Genomic DNA, 20464 nt, shown 5'->3' with positions numbered 1-20464 from the left:
TGGAGAGGGCACGGAGCACCCCATGCAGCCAGGCACCACTGATCTCGAGTACGGGGAACCGTTCAACAAGGCGTTCGACCATATCCGCGCTGGCATCGACACGGCGATCGCCACGTTCAACGAGATCGTCGAGCAGGTACAGCAGTGGAAGTGGCTCCTCGGACCCGCAGCACTCTTGTGGATCAAGCACAGCCTGGATAGCACCAAAACGGCACTGAACGCCGTCCTCGACCGCGTCGAGCAGGCCTTGGAGCATCAACTGCCGGTGCTCTCGCTGATCGAGGTCAGCTTCCGCTGGGTCAACGACGTGAAGACACCGGTCTCCGAGCTGTCTTCCGCCACCACCGACCCTGCGAACGAGAACCTGCCCAGGTGGACCGGCGACGCGGCGAGTGCCTACAACGCCAAGGCACTCAAACAGAAAGCCGCGGTCGACAAGTCCGTCGTCAAGTCGGAGTTCATCAGCCAGTGGCTGTTCACGATCGCCAAGGCGAACGTCGACTACGCCGTCGAACTCGCGAAGATCGTCACGGGGCTGGTCGGCAAACTGGTACAGGCAGCCGGTGAAGGGGGAACCGTCATCGACCTACCATGGGCCATCTCCACCCTCGCCGAGTCGGTCGGAGATCTCGTTACCGCAGGCCTGGACGTTCTGCTCACCATCGGCCAGCGCTTCGTCGACGCGCTGGGCAACATCCGGGACATCGCCACGCAGGTCGGCGACCACTCGAAGCTACCCGGCGGGCGGTGGCCCGAGGCCGTCCGAGGATGACCGACGGGCGCATCACACCGTGGGTACGGCCGCCTGGGTCGCCTTGAGGAACGTCAGCGCCTTCGATGCGAGTGTTTCGGTGGCGGCATACGAAGCACCGCCGACGGCAAACCAGACCTTCACCACCAGGTTGCCCGTGCGCGCGCGGACCATGTACTCGGCGTACTTGAAGCCGGGCTCGGAGCGCCTGGTGAAGGCTTCGGCCTCGTCGCCCACACCGGTGATGACGCCGGCTGGAGTCATCACCGTCACCTGCGCCGTGGCCCGGTAGAGCAGCCGAGCCTCCTGCTCGCTGGCTGGCGTGGACGCCTCCACCCGCAGGTTCGCCTGATGGCCGTCCTTCGTCCGCATCTCGAACAGACACGCCGCACCCGACTGCCCCAGCGGTGGCTTCGGATCGGTGCGGGCCACCGTCAGGGACAACTCCGCCAACGGTTGAAGATCAGTGCGCTTACACAGGTCCAGGTCTTGAGCGCGATAGATGGGGCCGACCGAGGCGGCAGGTGCGGTGGAGGCAACGCTGCTCGTGGCCGGCCCGGCGGTCGGCGTACCCACCGGAGCCGAGGCACCGTCACAGGCGGCAGTGGCGAGTACCGCAACGAGCGCCATGACAAGACGAGAAACACCGGCCGACGCAGACACCTCTCGAACATACCGGCTGCGAAGTTGGCGGACTGCCCGAGCGACCAGCCACTATGGTGCCGGGTATGCCCGCCGCAGAGACCCCGGAGCAAATCACCCGGACCCGCATGGTCACCGCCCGGGCGGTCCTGCAGGGCCAAGCCGATCTTCGTACGTACCCCTATCGCCTGCTGGCCGTGGTGTCTCATTACGGCCTCGGCGGCGACAAGGTCAGCGAGGCGGTTGCTGCCGCCGAAGTCCTCGGCCAGTTCGGCTGGGACCTCGTCAACGTCTCGGAATTCGCCTCCAACAAGGTCGTCTACGCCTTTTTGCGGAGACGATGACGGTGGTTCTCTGACCATGCCGGGCCTGACGCAGGTGCGCAGCTGCCCGCCATCGGGCCGGGCGCCTCGACCGAAGCCTGGCCGGGCCACGGTCGCAGGTCAATGAAACAAGTAGCCGAGATGAGCGCACCTGATCATGGCAATGTGCAGATAGCCGATTAGCTACGGATGGCAGTCCGATAGGAGCCGAATCGGCAGCTCGGCGGAATCGGTGAAGGCTGGGAAGGCCGCCAGCGGAGATAAACTCGCTACCTTCGGGGTGACGCGTGACGTGCCAGAGATTGCGATTCGTTGCAATAGTGAGCAGTTTGTGGGCTTGCCGCGGGCCGACGTGGACCTGCAGGCGTACGGCTCGGCCATTCGCCCCTGGCTCCGTTGGCTATTGTTCTGCTGCCTCGACCGCGCAGGTGATGAAGGCGCGGACAATGCCGGTTTCGTTGGTCTTGAGCCATACCGGCGCCCATTGCACGAGCGGCGCGTCAGGCATCGGGATGTAGGCGATGTCGGGCCGGGGGTAGAAGCGGGCCGCGTGCGCGCCGACCGGGAACACACCCTTGCCGGCCGCGACCAGGGCGAGGATCTCGGGAAACGTGTTGGCGGCCGGGCCCTGCAACACCGGACGGCCGCTGGGGGTCATCTTCGGGATGCGGTAGTGCCGGGTCGTCTCGGGCATCGTGTCCGGCATTTGAATGACCGGATGATCGGCCAGCACGTCCTGTGTCACCTCGGCCCGGGTGGCGAGGCGGTGGTGGCGGGGAACGGCCAGCAGTTGCGGTTCGGCCAATAGCACCGGCCCTACCTGCACTCCGCGGGCCGGCAGGACGGTGATCAGGACGTCCACCGCCGCGGTGAAGACGCGTTCGTAGGAGTCGTGTACTTGAGCCTCGTGGATGTGCACCTCGCAGTCGGGGTGCCGGATCCCGAAGAGCGCCACAGCCTTGAGCAGTAGTTGCCCGGCCGCGGCGCCAAGGAATGCGGTCCGCAGGGTTCCTGTCACGCCTCGCCCGGCTTCGACGGCGCGCCGCACTGCGGCCTCTATGCCCGTGAGGTGGGGTGCGAGTTCCTGGACGAGGTCGGCGCCGATCGGGGTGAGGGTGACGACACGGCTGGTCCGGGTGAACAGGGTCGTCCCGATGCGTCGTTCGAGACGTTGCACGATGCGGCTGACCTGGCCGGGGGTCAACCGCAACTGTTCGGCGGTACGACCGAAGTGCAGTTCCTTGGCCAGGGTGAGCAACACCTCGGCCTCGGTGCGGTCCAGCATCCGGGGCCTCCCATCGTTGTGCCCGGCGCAACGACCGTACCCGCAAACGATCTTGATGCGGATCGCGCCCTGACCGAACATTGTCGGTATCACTGATCACAAGCACGAGGAACGACATGACGAAACGGAAGATCGTGGCCGGTCTGTTCATCTCCGCGGACGGCATGGTCGGCGCCCCGGAGCAGTGGACGTTCGAGCACATGACCGATGAGGCGGGCGCGACGATCGAGAAGCTGATCACCGATGCCGACGTGATGTTGCTTGGCCGTAAGACGTACGAGGAGTTCGCCGGATACTGGGTGACCAAGACCGGGCCGATGGCCGACACGCTGAACGGGATGCGCAAACTCGTGGCGTCCCGCACTCTCGGCGCAACCGAATGGAACAACAGCGAGATCCTCGACGGCGACCTCGTGGCATACCTGACCGAGCTGAAGAATACGCCGGGCCGCAACATCAACATTTCCGGCAGCATCTCCGTCGTCCGTACGCTGCTGACCGCCGGGCTGCTGAACGACTTGCACCTGATGGTGTTCCCCGTCGTTCTCGGCAACGGAACGCGGCTGTTCCCCGATGAGGGCAAGCACGTCGACATGTCTCTAGCCGGCTCCCGGACGTTCGACTCCGGCGTCGTCCACCTGCACTACCTGATCGGAGGAGTTCGATGAGCAAGGTCGTTGCCGCCATGTCCATCTCAGTCGACGGCTACGTCGGCGCTAGCGATCCCGAGCAGTGGTTCCCCGTACACAACCGGCTGCACAGTTGGGTGTTCGATCTCGCCGCCTGGCGTGAACGGCAGGGCATGACCGGCGGCCACGCCTCGGTCTCCTCGGACCTGGTCGCCGAGGAGTTCACCAGCACGGGCGCCTACGTGATGGGCCGCACCATGTTCGACTTCGGCGAAGAACCCTGGGGCGAGGAGCCACCGTTCCGCGCCCCGGTTTTCGTGGTCACCCACCGTGAACGTGAGCCGCTGCGCCGGGCGGGCACCACATTTACGTTCGTCACCGAGGGACTGGAGTCCGCGGTCAAGCAGGCCGCCGACGCGGCCGGCGAACGTGACGTGTTCCTGTCGGGCGGTGCGGGCATAGTTCAACAGACGATTGCCGCCGGTCTGCTGGACGAACTGCATCTGCATCAGGTGCCGATGCTGCTCGGAACGGGGGTCCGGCTCTGGGACCACATCGGTACGGACTGGAAGGAACTCGAACCGCCTCGAATCACACCCGGCGATGGTGTGACTCATCTGTACTACCGATTCACGCGCTAGTCCGGCTGTTCCTGGTGCGGGTTACACACGCGCACCGGGAACAGTTTCCATCGCGGCCGGGCAGTGGCAGCTAATCCACCGCCACGCCACGGCACGCCTACTTTCAGCCAAGAACAGGAGCCAGCATTCAGGCGCACTGATCTGCCGCAGAGAACGCGCGTGGTGCCCCAGCTCTACCAGCACGAGACCTCCCGCCGACACCCGCTGTAGTCACCCGTGGTGACGTAACGGTCAGCTACCGCCATGCTGGATCACGGTGGGGGTTAACGACAAGGCTAGGTGAGCGCGGTGAGGTCAGGGTGTTCGACGGTGGCGGCGTAGCGGTTGCCGGCGGCGATACTCAGGCCAAACAAGTCGGCCAGCCGGCGGACGTCGCCGCTGGTTGCCTGCGCTTCGTCGAGGATGCGGTCCTGCCGGATGCTGGTGGCCGACAGCCCGGGTCCGGTGGCGTCCCAGATCCAGCGGCGGCTGGCCGGCATGCCGCTGCTCGCGGTCCGCGTGGTCACGAACAGGTAGGCGTTGTTGGTGCGTGGCCACCGGCTGCGACGGTAGTCGAGCCAGGCGGCCAGCGCTTTCTGGACGGGCTCGGCCAGGGGTATCACCCGGTCGTCGACGTGGAGAATTCGATCGCGGATGTCGGTGAGCCGCAGCAGTTGAACCTGCGTGGTTCGCAGTCCGTGGAAGGCGATGAGCGCGGCGACGGCGGCGTGCGCGGGGTTGCTCGAGTTCAGGACCTGCCGTAGCGCGGTGAGGTCGACCGGGAGCGGTTGCCGGTTCTCGTGCCGGCCGGTGGCGACCCGCGCGGTCGGGTCGGTGAAGACCATCTTTTGGGCTTTGAGCAGTCGAAAGATCGACTTGAGTCCCTGGCCGGTCTGCGAACGGGGGTTTCCCGATGGCGGCAGAGCGCGGACTACGTCGTCGCGGGTGATCTCGCGCAGGCTGTCGTGCCCCGCTGCCGCCCATCGCAGCAGCGGGGGGATCGCCCAGCGTAGGTGCAATTGGATGGTGGTCTCGCCGCGTGGCCGTCGCCGCGGCGGGGTGGAGCTGCCGTGCTTCATGACCTCGAACCACAGGGTCAGTTCTGCCGCCATCGGGTCCGGGAGACGGCTGATCTGCTCGGTGGCCCATGCCTCGAGGGCGGGTACGCGGTCGTCGACGAACATGCCGGCGTCGGTGAGGACTCTGGTCACGGCATCAGCGGGGAGTTTGATGGTGCTGAGCAGGGTCACGTCGCCGGCCCGGGCACCAAGCCGAGATAGGCGCCGATCGTGGCGCCGGTGAAGCGGTGCCAGTCGCCGATCTCCACAGCCAACCCGAACGCGGTCAGCACCGACACCCCACGCAGACAGCCCAGCCGGCGCACGACGGGCGCGTACTCGTCCTCGGTGGCCATCTCGGTGATCGCCTTGTCGAGCCGATCACGCCGATCGCGGGTGAGCAGCATGGCCTCCAACTCGGCCTCGAACGTCAGCCTGACACCCCGGTGGACGAAGCGCTGGCTGCGCAGCCAGGTCTCGTGGACCCCGGTCCAGGCCTGTCCGCCCGAGTAGACGATGCCGTGGCGCAGCAGCAGCTTCGACAGCCGGTGCCGGCAGCGCATCAGATCGCCCCGCGTGTCCTCACGGGCCCGCACCAGGTCCCGGGCCGCCTCCTGGCTTTCACTGGGCACCCGCACCTCAACGATCTGATCCATCCGCAACAGCCGCGCCAGGTGCAGCGCGTCCCGGGCGTCGGTCTTGACCCGATCCCCGGCCGGCCGCTGCAGCTTCGACGGCGCCACCACCACACAGCGCACCCCAGCCGTGCTCAGCTGCCGAGCCAGGCCGAACCCGGTCGGGCCGGCCTCATACGCCACCGCCACCGGCGCCGGCAACTGCCGCAGCCAGTCCATTACCGCCTCGGACGTGGGCACCAGCCGCCGCTGTGACACCTGGCCGGTCACGCTGTCCAGCCCGCACCCCACGATCGAACGCGCATGCACGTCCAACCCGACACTCGTACGCTCAATGAACACCGGGGCCTCCCGCAAATGTCGGCACTACCGACGAAGACCACCCTCGCCGGCAAACCACGTCAACTTGCGAGTGAGGCTCCGGCCCGGTCAACCGGGCTGCTCATACCGTCTAGACCGTGTGCGGGCTCGCCTAACTCTTGCGTGCGGTCAGTGCTGTCCGCAGGAGCAAGGCGGCGGCCGCGGCGACGGTGGAGACGACCCCGACGGCCCCGGTCGCCCCGAGGACGGTGTCGCGTACGCCTGGTCGACGGCATGCTCGCCGCTACGGCCTGACCCGAGCAAAGGTCACGGGGAGATAACTAGGGATGCAAAGCCAGTGAAGACCGTTAACGTCGGTGGCTGACCAGGCGACCCCGTCTGGAGTTAGGTGGAGGATGGATGAACCTTCGGAGAAGGGTGGTTCCGCCCATCGCGGCGGCCGGCGCACTGGCCATCATCACGAGCCTCACGACGGGGGGCTTACCCGCGGTGGCACATGCCGCTCCGGCGTCTGCGTCAGCTGACGCCCCGATCACCCATGAGGAGAACCCACGGGTTCCCGAGGGGGCCGCGTGGACGCAGACGTACTTCCCGTCCTCAGACGGCAGTGGGGTCGAGCTGCACGCCGACGTGCTGCGGCCGGCACACCTGCCGGCGGATGCAAAGACGCCAGTGATCCTCTCGGTGGGTCCGTATTTCTCGCATGCGGGGGAGACTTCTCCCGCGGGGTGGGATCGGGTTGGGCCATCGGCGCGCTTTCAGGACTTCATCGACGGCGCGGGGCTCATGGAGCGTGGATACACCGTCGTGATGGTCGACCTGCGCGGCTTCGGCGGCAGCACGGGGTGCCTGGACTTCCTCGGCCCAGGGGAGCAGGCCGATATCAAGGCGGCCGTCGAGTGGGCAGCGAGCCGGCCGTGGTCGACCGGCAAGGTCGGCATGTACGGCAAGTCGTACGACGCCAACACCGGGCTGGCGGCCAACGTCCTCAAGCTCAAGCCGCTACGGGCGATCGTTGCCCAGGAGCCGACGTGGAATAGGTACAACTACCTGTTCAGCAACGGAGTGCCGCGTTCGAACGCGACGAGCAGCCCGCGGAGCTACTACTCAATCGCGACGATGCCGCCGCTGGCCGACGACAGCGACCGCTACAAGGCGAACGCGGAGTACGAGAAGACTCACCCCGAGTGCGAGAGCGACAACCGCACCAACACCCAGAACCCCGACCCGAAGTCGTCGTTCTGGCGTGCCCGTGACTTCGCTTCCCGTGCCGCCGGCTCTTCAACGCCGCTGTTCGTCACGTCGGGCTTCATCGAGGACAACACCAAGCCCGAGGACATGCAGAAGTACCTGGCCAACCACCATGGTCCGGAACGCGGCTGGCTCGGCCCGTGGGAACACGTGCGCGGCAACGAGACCAACGGCGACGGCCAGCTCAAGATGGGGCGGGCGGGCTGGTTCGACGAGGTGATGCGGTTCTATGACCAAAACCTGCGCGGCATCGCACCGTCGGTGACCGACCCGGCGTTCTCCATCGAGGACAGCCTTGGCCATTGGCGCGCGCAGCCGACCTGGCCGGTGATCGACAATTCGTACAACGTGCGGCTGTCGCCTGGGCAGTACGTCGACAACGGCGGCAACGCCCAGACAGCTGCCCTGCCGAAGACGACGCCGCCGGCCGCGGGCTGGGATATCGAGTACGCGCCGGAGGCCGGGTCGCAGACGGCTGACCAGACGAGTGCGCTCAGCGCCGACGGGCCCAGCAACAGCTTCTGGACCTTCTCCACGCCCGCGTCGGGGCAGGTGCGGATTACGGGCACGCCGGAGATCACGCTGAAGACCAGGGAACAGGGCAACGTTTGGGTACGACTGTGGGACGTCGCTCCGGACGGTAAAGCGACGATGTTCAACGAGAACGTCGCAGTGCTGGACGGCAGATCGACCTCCTTCGCCTTGAAGGCGACGGATTGGACCTTCGAGCGAGGGCACCAGCTGGGAGTCCAGATCGGAACCATCACCTCAAGGGGCTGGCGGGCCGTTCCCTCGGGTCAGATGATCACGGTCACCGACGCACGGCTCGCCTTGGAGGTGCAGGACCCGCGGTTCGATTCGGCCACCCAGGGTGACCGATCGCCGTACCTGGACCGGTATGTAGCGGCGAACACCATGACGCTCGACAACGTGGGCGCCCCCACCTTCCCGCTCAGGGTTTCAAAAAAGGGATGACCGAGCTCCTGCTGCCTGGCTGACCACCCTCGACGCTGACGGCGAAGACTCGTGTCGAGCCCAATCGTCACGCGCCGCGTAGCCGGCAGCCCAGGCAAGTAGCCAGGCGCGTCGAGCCTGAGTACCGAGGGCCGCATCGGGCATCTGCCTGATGCGGCCTTCGCTGTGCGCGGCTCTTTGTCAAGCCCCGGGTTTGATGGAGAGTTGGTTAGCTGGTTTTCAGGGGTGCGGTGACCGGGTGGGTCATCGCGTGTAGGACCTCGTGTTTGGCGGGCGGGATGTGCCCAAGTTCGCTGTGCAAGCGGCGGTTGTTGTACCAGTCGATGTACTCGACGGTGGCCATCGCCAGGTCGTCGAGCCCGCGCCACGGACCTCGGTTGCGGACGAGCTCGGCCTTGTATAGCGAGTTGAACGCCTCGGCCATCGCGTTGACGCTCCTATATTTGTCAACTTGCTGGAGCGGTCGTCGTTGCGAGGCTGCGTAGAGGCTTGAGTAGGGCCCAGATCTCGCGGGCGAGGAGTCGTTTCAGGCAGCGGATGATCTCGGCTTTCGTCTTGCCTTCGGTGGTGCGTCGAGCGACGTAGGCGCGGGTAGGTTCGTGGTGTTGCATACGGACGATGACGGCTCGATAGAGCGCGGCGTTGGCTTAGCGGTGTCCGCCACGGTTGAGCCGGTGCCGGTTGGTCATGCCGGAGGACGTACTGGCTCGCCGAGATTCTTGAGCCGAACCTCGCCCCGCTCACCTATGCCACCTACGAAACTCTGAGCCGCCTGTACATCGTTCCCGGCCTTGGCGCCAAGCGACTCGACGGCCGGTTGTCCGTACGGGAGGTACGGACCTGGCTGAACAAGGTCGCGAAACGTGCCAGTGCTGCGCCCAGGGGAAGGACGAGCGCCGGCCAGCGAAGAAACCGGAAATGCTGCGCGGTTGGGAGGTGCTGCCAGGACCTCCCATCGGCACGCACCGTCAAGGGAATCCGCGCTGTTCTCCGCTCGGCGCTCTCTCAGGCCGTAGTGGAGGAACTTGTCGTGAAGAACGTCGGGGCTCTCGCGAAGCTGCCGCCGATCCGCGCCCGCAAGGGCAATTCATGGAGCAGCGAGGAAGCCGGCGCCTTCCTCGAATCCTCCCGAGACGGCGACGACTGCCTCTACGCCGCCTACGTCCTGGCCCTCGTGCTCGGCCTACGCAAGGGCGAAGTCCTCGGCCTTACCTGGGACCACATCGAGTGGATCGGCTGGGACAAGCCCTGCACCACACACGGCGAGGAGTTCTGCGCGCGCTGCCGAGACCGCCACGACATCAGCCTCGTCATCGACAAGCAGCTCCAGCGGGCACAGACATGGCCAGAGGCCGGTCACCTTGTCACTGATTTACGACCGCAGACGGGGATTTCGGGCGGTAAACGGGGGCAGGCGGCACAACATGCACAAGACACTGACGCGGACGAATTTCAACTAAGCTGGTAATCGTCATTCCACTGCGGGTGCTGAACGTCTATTCAGTAAACGGCGAACCAACGTCGGCGGACGGATCGGGCCGGCACGCGAGATGCCGGCCCGATCCGTCCGCCGAGGGGTGCGGTCGTCAGGCCGGAGCCGACGCCGGCTTCTCCTCGCCGACCGGCACGACGGCCGGTGCGGACGGGCCGGCCGGCATCTTGGCGGGCCACCAGTTGCCCCGCCCGAGCAGCGTCATCAGGGCCGGCAGGACGACCCCCCGGATCACCAGGGCGTCCAGCAGGACGGCCAGGGCCAGACCGAGTCCGAGCTGCTTGAACTCGATCAGGCTTAGGGTGGCGAAGATGGAGAACACCGAGACCATGACGATCGCCGCGCTGGTCACGATGCCGGCCGAGCGGCTGATTCCCTCGGAGACCGCCTGGCGGATGCTGACACCGGTCTGTGCGGCCTCCTTGATGGAGCTGACCACGAAGACGTGGTAGTCCATCGACAGGCCGAACAGGACGACGAACAGGAACAGCGGAATCCAAGAGACGATCGCCCCGTTCGACTGGAAGCCCAGGAGACCCTCGGCCCACTCGTTCTGGAAGATCGCCACGAGCAGCCCAAAGGCCGCGGCGGCGGAGAGCAGGTTGACCAGCAGGGCGACCAGGCCGACCACCACCGACCGGAACGACACGACCATCACGAGGAAGGTGAGCAGCAGCACCAGCCCGACCACCCACGGTAGCTTTTGCGCGACGTTGGCCGAATAGTCGATGCTGCCGGCCACCTCACCGCCGACATCGGTGCGGGCGCCCGGGACCTGCCCGACCGTGGCCGGGATCAGCTCGTCGCGCAGCAGGCGCACCGAGCGCTCCGCCTCGTCGGTGTTCGCCGGATACGGCGTCGCCAGGTTGATCACGTGGACGGTGCCGTCCGCCGACATACGCGGCTGTGGGTCCTGCTCCGGTGCGAGCAGGTCGGAGGCCTGCGCCCGCTCGGTCAGCCGGGACAGCGCCGCCTCGACACCGGAGGCGTCACCGGCGCCGGCGGTCACAACGACCTCGTGGCTGGTGCCCTTCGCCGGGAAGGCGTCGGTGACCCGGTCGTAGGCGGCCAGCGCCGGGATCGAGCGTGGGTAGTCGTCGATGTCGGCGGACTTGAGCCGCATGTCAATCGCGGGGTACGCCATCGCCAGCAGCGCCGCGACACTCAGGATCAGGGTGATTGCCGGGTGCCGCAGCACCGGGCGCAGCAGCGCCGGCCACAGCCGCGGTTCGCTGTTGCGGCCGTTGATGCGCCACAGGACCGGCACGCGCGGCTTGTCGATCCAGCGTCCCAGCTTGGCGAGCAGGGCGGGCAGCACGGTCAGCGAGCCGGCCACCGCCACCGCGACGACCAGGATGGATCCGGTGGCCAGGGAGCTGAAGATGAGGTCGTTGGAGAGGTAGAGCGCCGCCATCGACACGATCACCGCGATGCCGGAGACGACGACGGAGTGCCCGGAGGTGGCGGCGGCGATCTCGATGGCGTCGAGCTTGCTGGCGCCACGGGCCTGCTCCTGCCGCGCCCGCTTTAGATAGAACAGCGAGTAGTCGACACCGACGGCCATGCCCATCAGCAGGATCATGTTCGGCACCTGGCCCGGGTCCGGCAGCACCTGGGAGCAGAGCGCCCACAGGCCAAGCGCCGCGCCGACTGAGGTGAGCGCGAGCAGCACCGGCACACCAGCGGCGATGATCGCGCCGAAGGCCACCATCATGATGATCAGGGTGACCGGGATGCTGAGCATCTCGGCCTTGACGAAGTCGGCGCCCAGCTGGTCGTTGATGCCGGCCTGGATGGAGGCCGCGCCGGCCTGGTCGATGCGCAGCGCCGGGAAGTCGTCGCGGAGCTCGTCGACCACGTCCCGCAGCGGCTGGACCCGCTGGTCGGCGGTGCGTGCCTCACCGGCCATCGTGACCGGCACGAGCAGCGACGCCCCGTCCGGCGCGGGAACCGCCTCGCCGACCGACTCGACTTCGGCGAGCCCACGCATCCTGTCGCCTACGGCGGTGGCGGCTCGGGTCGCCGCGGCTCGGTCGAAAGCTCCGGACTCGGCGCTGATCAGGATGTTCTCGACCGTCGCCGGGACCATCGACTTGTCGTCGAGGATCTGCGTGGCGCGGCCGGACTCTCCCTGGCCGATATCCGTGGGGCTTGCCATCTTGAAGCCCATTGACATGGCGCCGATGCAAACGATGACGAACAGGGTCCACAGCCCGATGGCTGTCCACGGACGGTTGGCGCTCCATCGGGCGATTCGGACGGTGACGGGTCGCTTTCTCAAGGCCGCAGCCTTTCTGAGCAGGCTCTCACGAACACGTTCTACGGGGACGGAGCAAAGTCTGGCGTGTTACGAGCGAGCAGTCAGGGGTGCAGGAACCCTGCCGTGAAGGTGGACTTGAGTCCCGTTCGCCGGCGCCGCCGCATCCGGATAATTAGCGGCATGACGAATCAAGTGGAGCGCCTGTCCGTCGGCCGCTGGCGCTTCCTCGGCGGGGCAGCCGTCCTGATCCTCGTGATCGTGGGCGAGCTGCTGATGCTGACCTGGGCATTGTCCACGCTGGTGTCCGCTCTTTTGTGGATCACGGCGCCGCTGTTCACCGGTGCGGTCCTCGCCAACCGGGCACTGGCCGGCAGCCGGCGCGCCTGGCTGGCCCGCGAGCTGGGTACGGTCGTCGGCAGCGGCTATCGGCAGCTGCCCGCGACCGGCTGGTGGGCACGGTTCACCACCGTGCTGCGCGACCCCGCCACCTGGCGCGACATGCGCTGGCTGCTGGTCGACATGACCGCCGGGCTGGTGCTGCTGGCCGTGCCGGTGGCGACCTTCGCCGCCGGGGTGCTCAGCGTCACGCTGCCCGTGTTTTGGTCGCTGCTGCCGGACAGCGCCGCGCTCGACTTCCCCTTCGGCGTGACCGTCGAGGACACGCTCGGCGCGCTCACCGTCGGCGTACCCTGGGGCCTGGTGTGCCTGGGGGTGTTCTGGCTGCTCACGCCGGTGGTGCTGCGGGCGTACGGCCGGCTCACGGCGGCCATGCTGCGCCCGGACGACCGGTGGCTGCTCACCGAGCGCGTCGAGCACCTCTCCACCACTCGGGCTCAGACCGTCGACGCGCAGGCCGGCGAGCTGCGCCGGATCGAACGGGACCTGCACGACGGCGCGCAGGCGCACCTGGTGGCGCTCGGCATGAGCCTCGGCATGGTGGAGAACCTGGTCCGCAACGACCCGGCCGCACAGCTGCTGCTCAGCGAGGCGCGGGACCACAACGCGCAGGCGATCACCGAGCTGCGCGCGCTGATCACCGGCCTCCGGCCGCAGGTGCTCAACGACCGTGGCCTGGTCGGCGCCGTCGAGTCGCTGGCCATCCGCATCCCGCTGGAGATCGACGTCGACCTCGACGTGCCGGGCCGGCTGCCCGAGCCGGTGGAGTCGGCGGCCTACTTCACCATCTCCGAAGCGCTGGCCAACACGGTGAAACACAGCGGTGCCACGCGGGCCTGGGTGCACGGCAGGTGGAAGAACGACCTGCTGCGTCTGGAGATCGGCGACAACGGCCGGGGCGGCGCGGCGATCCGGCACGGCGGCGGCCTGGCGGGCGTACGGCAGCGGCTCGCCGCGTTCGACGGCACGCTGGCCCTGGCCCTGGCCCCGGCGCCGGTCAGCGGCACCACCCTGACCATCGAGCTGCCGGCCGTGCTGTCCCCCGAGTTCCCGCTGGCCGGCGCCGACCAGCGCGACGGGCAGCGCCGGCCCTGAGCGGACACGCCGGGCCCCCTTCAGCCACGGCCGAAGGGTGCCCGGCGTCGTGTAGGCGCTCAGCGGGTCGCTGCCCGGGCATAGGCGCGCACACCTCCCACGGCGTCCGCTCAGCCGCCGAGGTACGCGAGGACCGCCAGCACCCGCCGGTTGTCACCCTCGGCCAGGTGCAACCCCAGCTTCATGAAAATGTTGTTGATGTGCTTCGCAATCGCCTTCTCCGTGATGAACAGGCGCCGGGCGACGGCGACGTTCGACCGGCCCTCCGCCATCAGGGCGAGCACTTCCCGCTCCCGCGGGCTCAACGGCTCCAGGGACCGCTCCCGCGATCGCCCCGTCAGCAGCTGCGCGATCACCTCGGGGTCCATCGCGGTACCGCCGCTCGCCACCCGCTGGACCGCCTCGATGAACTGCTCGACGTCCATGACCCGGTCCTTCAGCAGGTAGCCGACCGCGCCCTGGCCGTCCGAGAGCAGTTCCTTGGCATAGAGCGGCTCAACGAACTGGGACAGCACCAGCACCGGTAGCCGCGGTACCACGGCCCGGGCCTCGATGGCCGCGCGCAGCCCGTCGTCGGTGTGGTCAGGCGGCATCCGCACGTCGACGACGGCCACGTCGGGCCGGTGCTCGATGAGAGCCGCCTTGAGGCCGGGCCCGTTGTCAGCCCAGGCGATGACCTCGAAGCCGGAGGACTCCAGCATCCGGATGAGACCGTGGCGAAGCAGGGCGAGATCCTCGCCCAAGACGACCCGCACTTGCGAACTCCTATGTCGATGGACCCCGGCCGATCGTCTCACAAAGTCGTACGGGCCATGGTCGAGGTTCAGTGGACGGGAGACCTCCCGGAACCCGGGCCTGGCGGTTCGAGGCCGGCGCTGGAAGCCCTCCCCCTGTGACGTTGAGAATGTTGACGTCGCGGACGGCGACGATCGGTCTTCGCGTACGCGTGCCCGGTCGCCCCGTTTCCGTTGTCCCCCGTCGCGGCAGCGACATTGTCACGGGCGGGGTTTGAGCAGAGTGATCCGGCTCGCGCCGAGTTCGGTGATGTAGAGATATCCGGCGGCGGTGTCCTCGGTGACGTCGAGCGGTTGGCGGAACCCGGTGAATGCGGGGGATGCCGGTGCGGCGGTTGGACAGCGTTCCGCCGGCCGAGACGTCGAAGGTTTGGATGTCCTGGCCTGCGGAGTGCCGCACGATGAGCAGCCTGCCGCGCAGTCTGCCGCCGAACGCGCCGCCTCGGTACTCGATTACGCCGTTGGCGCTGGCGTGTTGGCCGGCGTCGTAGGTTTCGGCCAGGTCGAAGGCGGGGTCGGGTGCGGCGCCCTTGGGGTACACGGGGAGTTCGAACGGGTCGACGCCTGCGGTCAGGTCGCCGCGGGCCAGCACCCACTCGCACCGCAGGGCGGTCGGGTGGCCGTAGTACCTGCCGGGTCGGGCGTCGAAGACGTAGTCGGTCTCCGAGGTGAGCACGCTGGTCAGCGCGGGCACAGACGGTCCGGTGTAGTCGCGCCGGGCGCATGATGCCGGCAGCGGGGTCGGGCATGCCCGGTGTGTTGCAACCGGCGGCCGAGCCATTGGTCGGCACGTAGAGGTGCCCGTTGCTGTCCGATACCAGGTCGAACGCGTTCCGGATGCCGGTGGCGTGCAGGATCAGCGGCGCGCCGGTGGCGTACGGATCGTTGCTGGCGCCGTCGGCAGTCTTGACGTTCAGCGGCAGTGTGGCCGGCAGCCGGGCCGGCTCGAGGCGCAGAACGGCCGCGCTCAACAGCTGCCCGGGACGGTTGCCCCACTCGCTGGAGAGGAGGTCGTTGCGCCCCTGCCGGAGGCGCCGTAGCCGCAGCCCGCGGCCGCCGCCATCTCGCCGACGGGCCGGCGCGCCCCTCCCCTACGCCTACGCGGGTCGCTGGCCGCGCGGCCCAGCCCCGGCTGCCGGCCCACCACGCCACCGGTCAACGGCCATCGTTGTGCGACGGCCCTTACTCTCCGCGCCAGACGCCAGACGCCAGACGCCAGGCATCAGGCGTGACGGCCGCACAGCGACAGCAGCAACGGCCGGCGTCCAGGCAGCGCACGACATTTTGGACCCGGCTCCAATCGAGCTGAGGACGGCCGCGGGCACCTAAGGATTCGGTCGAGGCCGCTCAACATGATGACAGCTGCCGGCACCTGCAGCGCTTGACGCGGAATCAAGAGACCAAAATGCCGCACCACTCAGAACGCAGGTGAAAAGGCAGGTCAGAGCTATCAACAGCGATCAGGCCGATACCCAAACGCCCACAGGGTTACTGCCAACAAAGATCATCCGTTACCGGATGTTACCGCCGTTACCCGAGAAGATCTTCATCTCCCCAGGCCAATCAGCCTTTCCGGGCAAGGTAGTGACTACGGACGGTCGTCATGTTGTGCGATCGTGGTCGATGTGGAGGATGACCAGCGCGGCGGCGACGATCTTCCCGATCCGCCACGGGTTGAGGCTGATATTGCGTAGCGCTCTGAAGGTCGTCTTGAGCAGCGAGTTGCCGCGTTCACCGATCGCGCGCAGGCTGTTGTGTGCCTTGTTGAACTGCTGCTGGGCGAGGAGCAGTCCGCCGGTTTTCGGTTTTTGAACGCGACGGTGACCGTGTCGGCGAGACCCTCGTAGCCCAGATCGCCCAAGGTGCGCAGGTCGGCGCCGGCCTCGGTGAGAGCGGGCAGGATCTCGGCGTGGGCGCGTGCGGCGGTGGTGTCGTGTTCCCGGCCGGGCCGTACCTCGGAGGTCCAGATCGGCCAGCCGTCCGGCACGGTGACGACCTGGACGTTACCGCCGTGCTGGTCGTGTTTGCCGGACCACCACAAGTCCACGCCCTCGGTCGGGCCGGGAGTGCGGCACCGGTCGGTCTCGATCAGGGTGCCGTCGATGTTCACGTAGTCGTGCCCGGCCGCCTTGGCCGCGAGTAGCGCGGCGTGCAGGCTGGGCGTGCGGGCGGCGAGGACATCGATGCCCTCGTTCAGATAGTCGTAGCCGGTCGAGATGCTGATCTGGTTGTCGGTGGCGAGTTGCCGCATCCGGGTGCCGTCGAGGAACCAGCGCAACACCATGACGGCCTGGTCGCGGCAGCACAGGGCGCGGGTGCCGGCCCGGGTGCCACGGCGGACGCGCTCGGCGGCGAACAACCCGGTCAGGAAGTCCACGGTGTGCTCGCCTACGGGTAACACGGCGGTGTATGTGACACTCATCGTCGGCGCAGGACCCCTGTGAAGTTGATCTGCGAGAGGACCACTTCGTACCGGGGTTCTGCGCCTTTTCTACGTGGCATGGCCGATCAGGCGCGTCTCGGACCTTCCGGACACTGAGCCCACTACAGTCGGCAAGCGGACCGTTGCGCGCAATGGCTCAGTCAACCAGTGCGGGCCACCGCCGGCACGCTTAGCCCAGTAAGCTATCTTGCCCGCCATGATATCGGTTGTGGTCGTCGGTCTGGTCGGGCTGGCTGCCGTTACGCTGCTCGCGGTGTGGCTGGTCAGTTTGTACAACAAGCTGGTCCGCATGCGTAACCAGGTCGATGCGTCCTGGTCGCAGATCGACGTACAGCTCAAGCGGCGGCACGACCTCATCCCGAACATCGTCGAGACCGTCAAGGGATACGCGGCGCACGAGCGCGGCACCCTCGACGCCGTGGTAACCGCCCGCGGCGCGGCCATGGCTCACTCCGGCGGCGACGCCGGCCAGGCCGACGCCGAGAGCGCGCTGAGCGGGGCGCTGGGCCGGCTCATCGCGCTCGGCGAGGCGTACCCGCAGCTGCGGGCGAATGAGAACTTCGCGGCGCTGCAGGCCGAGCTCGCGACCACCGAGAACAAGATCGCATACTCGCGGCAGTTTGTGACGTACGCCGTGCAGCAGTACAACACTGCGATCGAAAGCTTTCCCGCCAACCTGATCGCGGGTTTGCTCGGCTTCCACCGGCGGGAGTTGTTCGCGGTGGCCGGTTCGGAACGAGGCCCGGTCGAGGTCAGTTTCTAGACCGATGCTCGAACTCATCATCGCCGTGGCCAGCGTAGGGCTCTGGCTGATCGCGTATGCAGGCTGCCGAATCGTCACCCGGCCCGCGGCGCCGCCGGTGGGACCAGCCACTATGGACCTCGGCTCGGAGTCGCCGGCCGTAGTCAGCATGCTGGTCAACGGCTGGTCCACGAGCGTCGACACGGCTGAGTCGACGGTGCTGGATCTGGCTGCGGCCGGTTACTACGAGCTGCGCCAGCCGGATGCCGACCCCTACCGCACCACCGTGCACCTGGCCCGCAATCAGCCGGACCCAAGCGGTCTGCGGCCGTACGAGCGGCAGGTGCTGGACCGCATCCGCGGGCTCGCCGTCGACGGAGTGGTACCGCTGACCGCGCTGGCCTTCCGCAACGAGAACGAGTCAAAGGCTTGGAACAGCCGGCTGCGCGCCGCCGTGGTCGCCGACGCGAGGGCGGCCGGGCTGTCCGAGCGCCGGTTCGGCCGAACAATGATGACGGCACTGCACTTCGGCACGCTCGCGATCGCCGTGACGTGCGGCTCCATGGCCGTGCACCACACCCACCGCCTCGTGGCGTTCTGCTTTGTCCTGCCGTTCGCCGCCGCGCTTGTCGGCCTGGTGCAGCACATCGGCGAACGGGACACCCCGACCGGGCTGGAGGCCGCCTCCCGCTGGCTCGGGGTACAGGTCTGGCTGCGAAACCACGAGCAGTTCGCGGAATTGCCACCCTCGGCGGTGGCGGTCTGGGACCGTTACCTGGCGTACGGCGCCGCTCTGGGCGTCACCCGGCGGGCCAGTGACGTGCTCGATCTCGAGGTCGGCACCCGGCGCAGGCTGTGGTCGTCGTACCAGGGCGGCTGGCGCCGGATCCGGGTGCGGTACCCGCGAGGCCCCTGGCGTGCCAGCACCACCCGCACCCTGATCCTCCAAGCGATGCTGTTCGTGGTGGCAGGTTCGATCGCCGCGGCCATCGCCGGTCACCCAAGCCGGTACTCGCTACCCGGATACGCGCTGATCACCGTCGGCGTCTACGTGCTGGTCCGTGCCCTGCTCGACCTGGCGAGGTCCGAGGAGGTCACCGGCGAAGTCCTCGCACGCCGTCCCTGGCGGCAGCACAACGGCCGTCCCCGACTCGACTACCTGGTAATCGACGACGGCACCACGGACACGACCACGGCCTGGGGGCTGCCCGCCAGGTGGAGCGACCGATGCCACTCCGGCGACGTCGTAACGATCACCGCCCGGCCCTGGAGCAGACGGGTCACCGCGGTGATCCGGCGATCGGCGGCGCAAGCCCGGCCGGCGGCCGCGTTCGCCGACGAACAGACCGGCCCGGCGCTCAGGGATTTCTTCGGCGAAGTCCGCACGGCAGGACCCCTTCCGCTGTCGGTCGACGACGTGGCACGGCTCGTCGGCCAACCGGTACGCGCGGACCGTCGGCAACAGCCACAGCGCGTTGACTTCCGCTCCGAGGCCGACAACAGCCTGCTGCTGCGCGCGGAATGGGCCGCCGGCATGGCCGGGAGGCTCGCGTGGCAAACGAACGGGCGCAGGGCGGCGACCCTGCTTCCGGGCATCGGCGACGAGGCGTACGCCAGCGGTGACCGCGCGGTGATGCGCGTCGGCGACGTCACGCTGGTGGTCGTCGCCCGCGGCCGCGGACAGATCGGGACGCCGCACCTGCCCTGGCTGCTCACCCGCTGCGAGATCGCCGGCCTCATCCCGCCCAAGTAGAGAAACCATCCGAACGACGGCTGCCCTGGCCGGTCACAAACGGGGTCTGGAGAAAGGCGCCAGATCGCTTCGCCTCGTACATTGCCTGGTCGCGCGGCTCGCCGCCTACGGCGGAATCTTCGTCGCCGGCTCGCTCGCCTGGGGCATGCTCGTCGGCAAGTTCCGCCCCGACCGCTACGACCTCATCGGCGCAGCCATCTGCGTCGTCGGCGTCGCCGTCATCATGTACGCCCCACGCAGCGGCTGACCCGGGAATCCCGCTCGCATGCACAAGCGACGTAGGGCAGACGTCCTGACAAGGCTTAAAGTGAGGCAATGATCGAAATCCTGTACTTCGACGGCTGCCCTAACCATGAGGGACTGGAAGCACGACTCCGGTCACTGCTGGCGGCTGTCGGCATCGAGGAGACGATCATTCAACGTCGCATCGAGTCGGAGGAGGAAACCCGGGCAGAACAGTTCCTGGGCTCGCCCACCATCCGGATCAACGGGAAGGACGTCGACCCAGATGCTGCAAGTCGGGACGCCTACGGGCTCACGTGCCGTGTTTACGTCACGAACGCTGGCCTACATGGGACGCCTCCAGATAAATGGATCATCGGCGCGTTACGCCGAGCAAGCAGTTGACACCCGCTAAGGATGCGCGCTCTGGAGGCCCTGGGCTTGACTACGTCGAGGACCAATCGCCATCCCGTCTGCTATCGCGGCACAGCTTCGTGTCGCTGCTGTCGGACCGCGGCATGATCCTTGAACAGATCGCCGACCGCTGCGGCGTCCCCGGTACCTCACCGCGCTCACCATCCACTACGAACGCCAGGGCCAGTCTTCGGCTGACCGCCTCGTCTTCACTTCCGCCACCGGCACGGCCCTCGACCGGCACAACGTGGTCGCGGAGGTCGCTGATCTGGTCGAGCAGCGGTGCGAAGCGGGTGATTTCGTTGGTCTTGCCGTCCACGGCGGTGCGGGCCAGGACCACTCCGGTGGTCTGGTCGCAGGCGG

18 protein-coding genes and 2 pseudogenes are annotated in these 20464 nt (G+C 67.7%); 11 read left to right on the top strand and 9 right to left on the bottom strand.

What is annotated here, in order from left to right; genetic code table 11:
• Nucleotides 1-22: 22 nt before the first annotated feature.
• Nucleotides 23-772, top strand: a complete 750-nt coding sequence (locus JOD64_RS26290; RefSeq protein WP_204944696.1) for a DEAD/DEAH box helicase family protein — start codon at nt 23-25, stop codon at nt 770-772.
• A gap of 12 nt (nt 773-784) precedes the next feature.
• Here JOD64_RS26290 and JOD64_RS26285 read toward each other — a convergent pair whose 3' ends face one another.
• Nucleotides 785-1381 carry a hypothetical protein gene (locus JOD64_RS26285; RefSeq protein WP_239559660.1) on the bottom strand — a complete coding sequence of 199 codons (597 nt, stop codon included), beginning with the start codon at nt 1379-1381 and terminating at the stop codon, nt 785-787.
• Nucleotides 1382-1479: 98 nt separating this feature from the next.
• Between JOD64_RS26285 and JOD64_RS26280 the strand changes: the two genes are divergently transcribed.
• Entirely contained in the window at nt 1480-1737 is a 258-nt protein-coding gene (locus JOD64_RS26280; RefSeq protein ID WP_204944695.1) for a transcriptional regulator, read from the top strand.
• Between the two features lie 379 nt (nt 1738-2116).
• On the opposite strand, the gene JOD64_RS26275 is transcribed toward JOD64_RS26280, so the two are convergent.
• Nucleotides 2117-3001: a LysR family transcriptional regulator gene (locus JOD64_RS26275; protein ID WP_204944694.1), complete on the bottom strand. Its 885-nt coding sequence runs from the start codon at nt 2999-3001 to the stop codon at nt 2117-2119.
• 116 nt (nt 3002-3117) lie between these two features.
• Here JOD64_RS26275 and JOD64_RS26270 point away from each other — a divergent pair, with 116 nt between their 5' ends.
• Nucleotides 3118-3669: a dihydrofolate reductase family protein gene (locus tag JOD64_RS26270; protein WP_204944693.1), complete on the top strand. Its 552-nt coding sequence runs from the start codon at nt 3118-3120 to the stop codon at nt 3667-3669.
• Nucleotides 3666-4271, top strand: a complete 606-nt coding sequence (locus JOD64_RS26265; RefSeq protein WP_204944692.1) for a dihydrofolate reductase family protein — start codon at nt 3666-3668, stop codon at nt 4269-4271. The genes JOD64_RS26270 and JOD64_RS26265 overlap by 4 nt, the downstream gene beginning before the upstream one ends.
• A 275-nt stretch (nt 4272-4546) precedes the next feature.
• Here the strand turns inward: JOD64_RS26265 and JOD64_RS26260 are convergent, their stop codons facing one another.
• Nucleotides 4547-5461: a site-specific integrase gene (locus JOD64_RS26260; RefSeq protein ID WP_204944691.1), complete on the bottom strand. Its 915-nt coding sequence runs from the start codon at nt 5459-5461 to the stop codon at nt 4547-4549.
• A gap of 35 nt (nt 5462-5496) precedes the next feature.
• Nucleotides 5497-6285, bottom strand: coding sequence for an IS110 family RNA-guided transposase (locus JOD64_RS26255; protein ID WP_204944690.1), 789 nt, complete (start codon nt 6283-6285; stop codon nt 5497-5499).
• 396 nt (nt 6286-6681) lie between these two features.
• Here JOD64_RS26255 and JOD64_RS26250 point away from each other — a divergent pair, with 396 nt between their 5' ends.
• Complete coding sequence (locus JOD64_RS26250) at nt 6682-8490, top strand: CocE/NonD family hydrolase (RefSeq protein WP_307813669.1); 1809 nt, start codon at nt 6682-6684, stop codon at nt 8488-8490.
• A gap of 208 nt (nt 8491-8698) precedes the next feature.
• Here the strand turns inward: JOD64_RS26250 and JOD64_RS26245 are convergent, their stop codons facing one another.
• Nucleotides 8699-8914 carry an integrase core domain-containing protein gene (locus tag JOD64_RS26245; RefSeq protein WP_204944688.1) on the bottom strand — a complete coding sequence of 72 codons (216 nt, stop codon included), beginning with the start codon at nt 8912-8914 and terminating at the stop codon, nt 8699-8701.
• 276 nt (nt 8915-9190) lie between these two features.
• Here JOD64_RS26245 and JOD64_RS33985 point away from each other — a divergent pair.
• A pseudogene (locus JOD64_RS33985) lies at nt 9191-9829 on the top strand (site-specific integrase); the annotation flags it as partial.
• A gap of 247 nt (nt 9830-10076) precedes the next feature.
• On the opposite strand, the gene JOD64_RS26235 reads toward JOD64_RS33985, so the two are convergent.
• Nucleotides 10077-12140, bottom strand: coding sequence for an MMPL family transporter (locus tag JOD64_RS26235; RefSeq protein ID WP_239559658.1), 2064 nt, complete (start codon nt 12138-12140; stop codon nt 10077-10079).
• A 282-nt stretch (nt 12141-12422) separates the two neighbouring features.
• Between JOD64_RS26235 and JOD64_RS26230 the strand changes: the two genes are divergently transcribed.
• Nucleotides 12423-13733: a sensor histidine kinase gene (locus tag JOD64_RS26230; RefSeq protein ID WP_204944687.1), complete on the top strand. Its 1311-nt coding sequence runs from the start codon at nt 12423-12425 to the stop codon at nt 13731-13733.
• 110 nt (nt 13734-13843) lie between these two features.
• On the opposite strand, the gene JOD64_RS26225 is transcribed toward JOD64_RS26230, so the two are convergent.
• Both JOD64_RS26225 and JOD64_RS26220 read right to left on the bottom strand, forming a co-directional pair.
• Nucleotides 13844-14488: a response regulator transcription factor gene (locus JOD64_RS26225; protein WP_204944686.1), complete on the bottom strand. Its 645-nt coding sequence runs from the start codon at nt 14486-14488 to the stop codon at nt 13844-13846.
• A 1627-nt stretch (nt 14489-16115) separates the two neighbouring features.
• Nucleotides 16116-16949, bottom strand: coding sequence for a transposase family protein (locus JOD64_RS26220; RefSeq protein WP_443673904.1), 834 nt, complete (start codon nt 16947-16949; stop codon nt 16116-16118).
• A 229-nt stretch (nt 16950-17178) separates the two neighbouring features.
• Between JOD64_RS26220 and JOD64_RS26215 the strand changes: the two genes are divergently transcribed.
• The 4 genes and pseudogenes from JOD64_RS26215 to JOD64_RS26200 all read left to right on the top strand — a co-directional run bounded on the left by JOD64_RS26215 (nt 17179) and on the right by JOD64_RS26200 (nt 20092).
• Nucleotides 17179-17733, top strand: coding sequence for a LemA family protein (locus JOD64_RS26215; protein WP_204944685.1), 555 nt, complete (start codon nt 17179-17181; stop codon nt 17731-17733).
• A 4-nt stretch (nt 17734-17737) separates the two neighbouring features.
• Entirely contained in the window at nt 17738-19465 is a 1728-nt protein-coding gene (locus tag JOD64_RS26210) for a DUF2207 family protein (protein WP_204944684.1), read from the top strand.
• Between the two features lie 97 nt (nt 19466-19562).
• Nucleotides 19563-19712, top strand: a pseudogene (locus JOD64_RS33200) (YnfA family protein); the annotation flags it as partial.
• A 68-nt stretch (nt 19713-19780) separates the two neighbouring features.
• Nucleotides 19781-20092 carry a DF family (seleno)protein gene (locus JOD64_RS26200; RefSeq protein WP_204944683.1) on the top strand — a complete coding sequence of 104 codons (312 nt, stop codon included), beginning with the start codon at nt 19781-19783 and terminating at the stop codon, nt 20090-20092.
• 40 nt (nt 20093-20132) lie between these two features.
• Here the strand turns inward: JOD64_RS26200 and JOD64_RS33195 are convergent, their stop codons facing one another.
• Complete coding sequence (locus tag JOD64_RS33195; protein WP_239559657.1) at nt 20133-20420, bottom strand: hypothetical protein; 288 nt, start codon at nt 20418-20420, stop codon at nt 20133-20135.
• Nucleotides 20421-20464 lie beyond the last annotated feature (44 nt).

It is taken from the genome of Micromonospora luteifusca, from assembly GCF_016907275.1.
GTDB classification, from domain to species: domain Bacteria; phylum Actinomycetota; class Actinomycetes; order Mycobacteriales; family Micromonosporaceae; genus Micromonospora; species Micromonospora luteifusca.
Note: the sequence above shows the minus strand (reverse complement) of the source record. Positions and strands in the feature narration are given on the sequence as shown.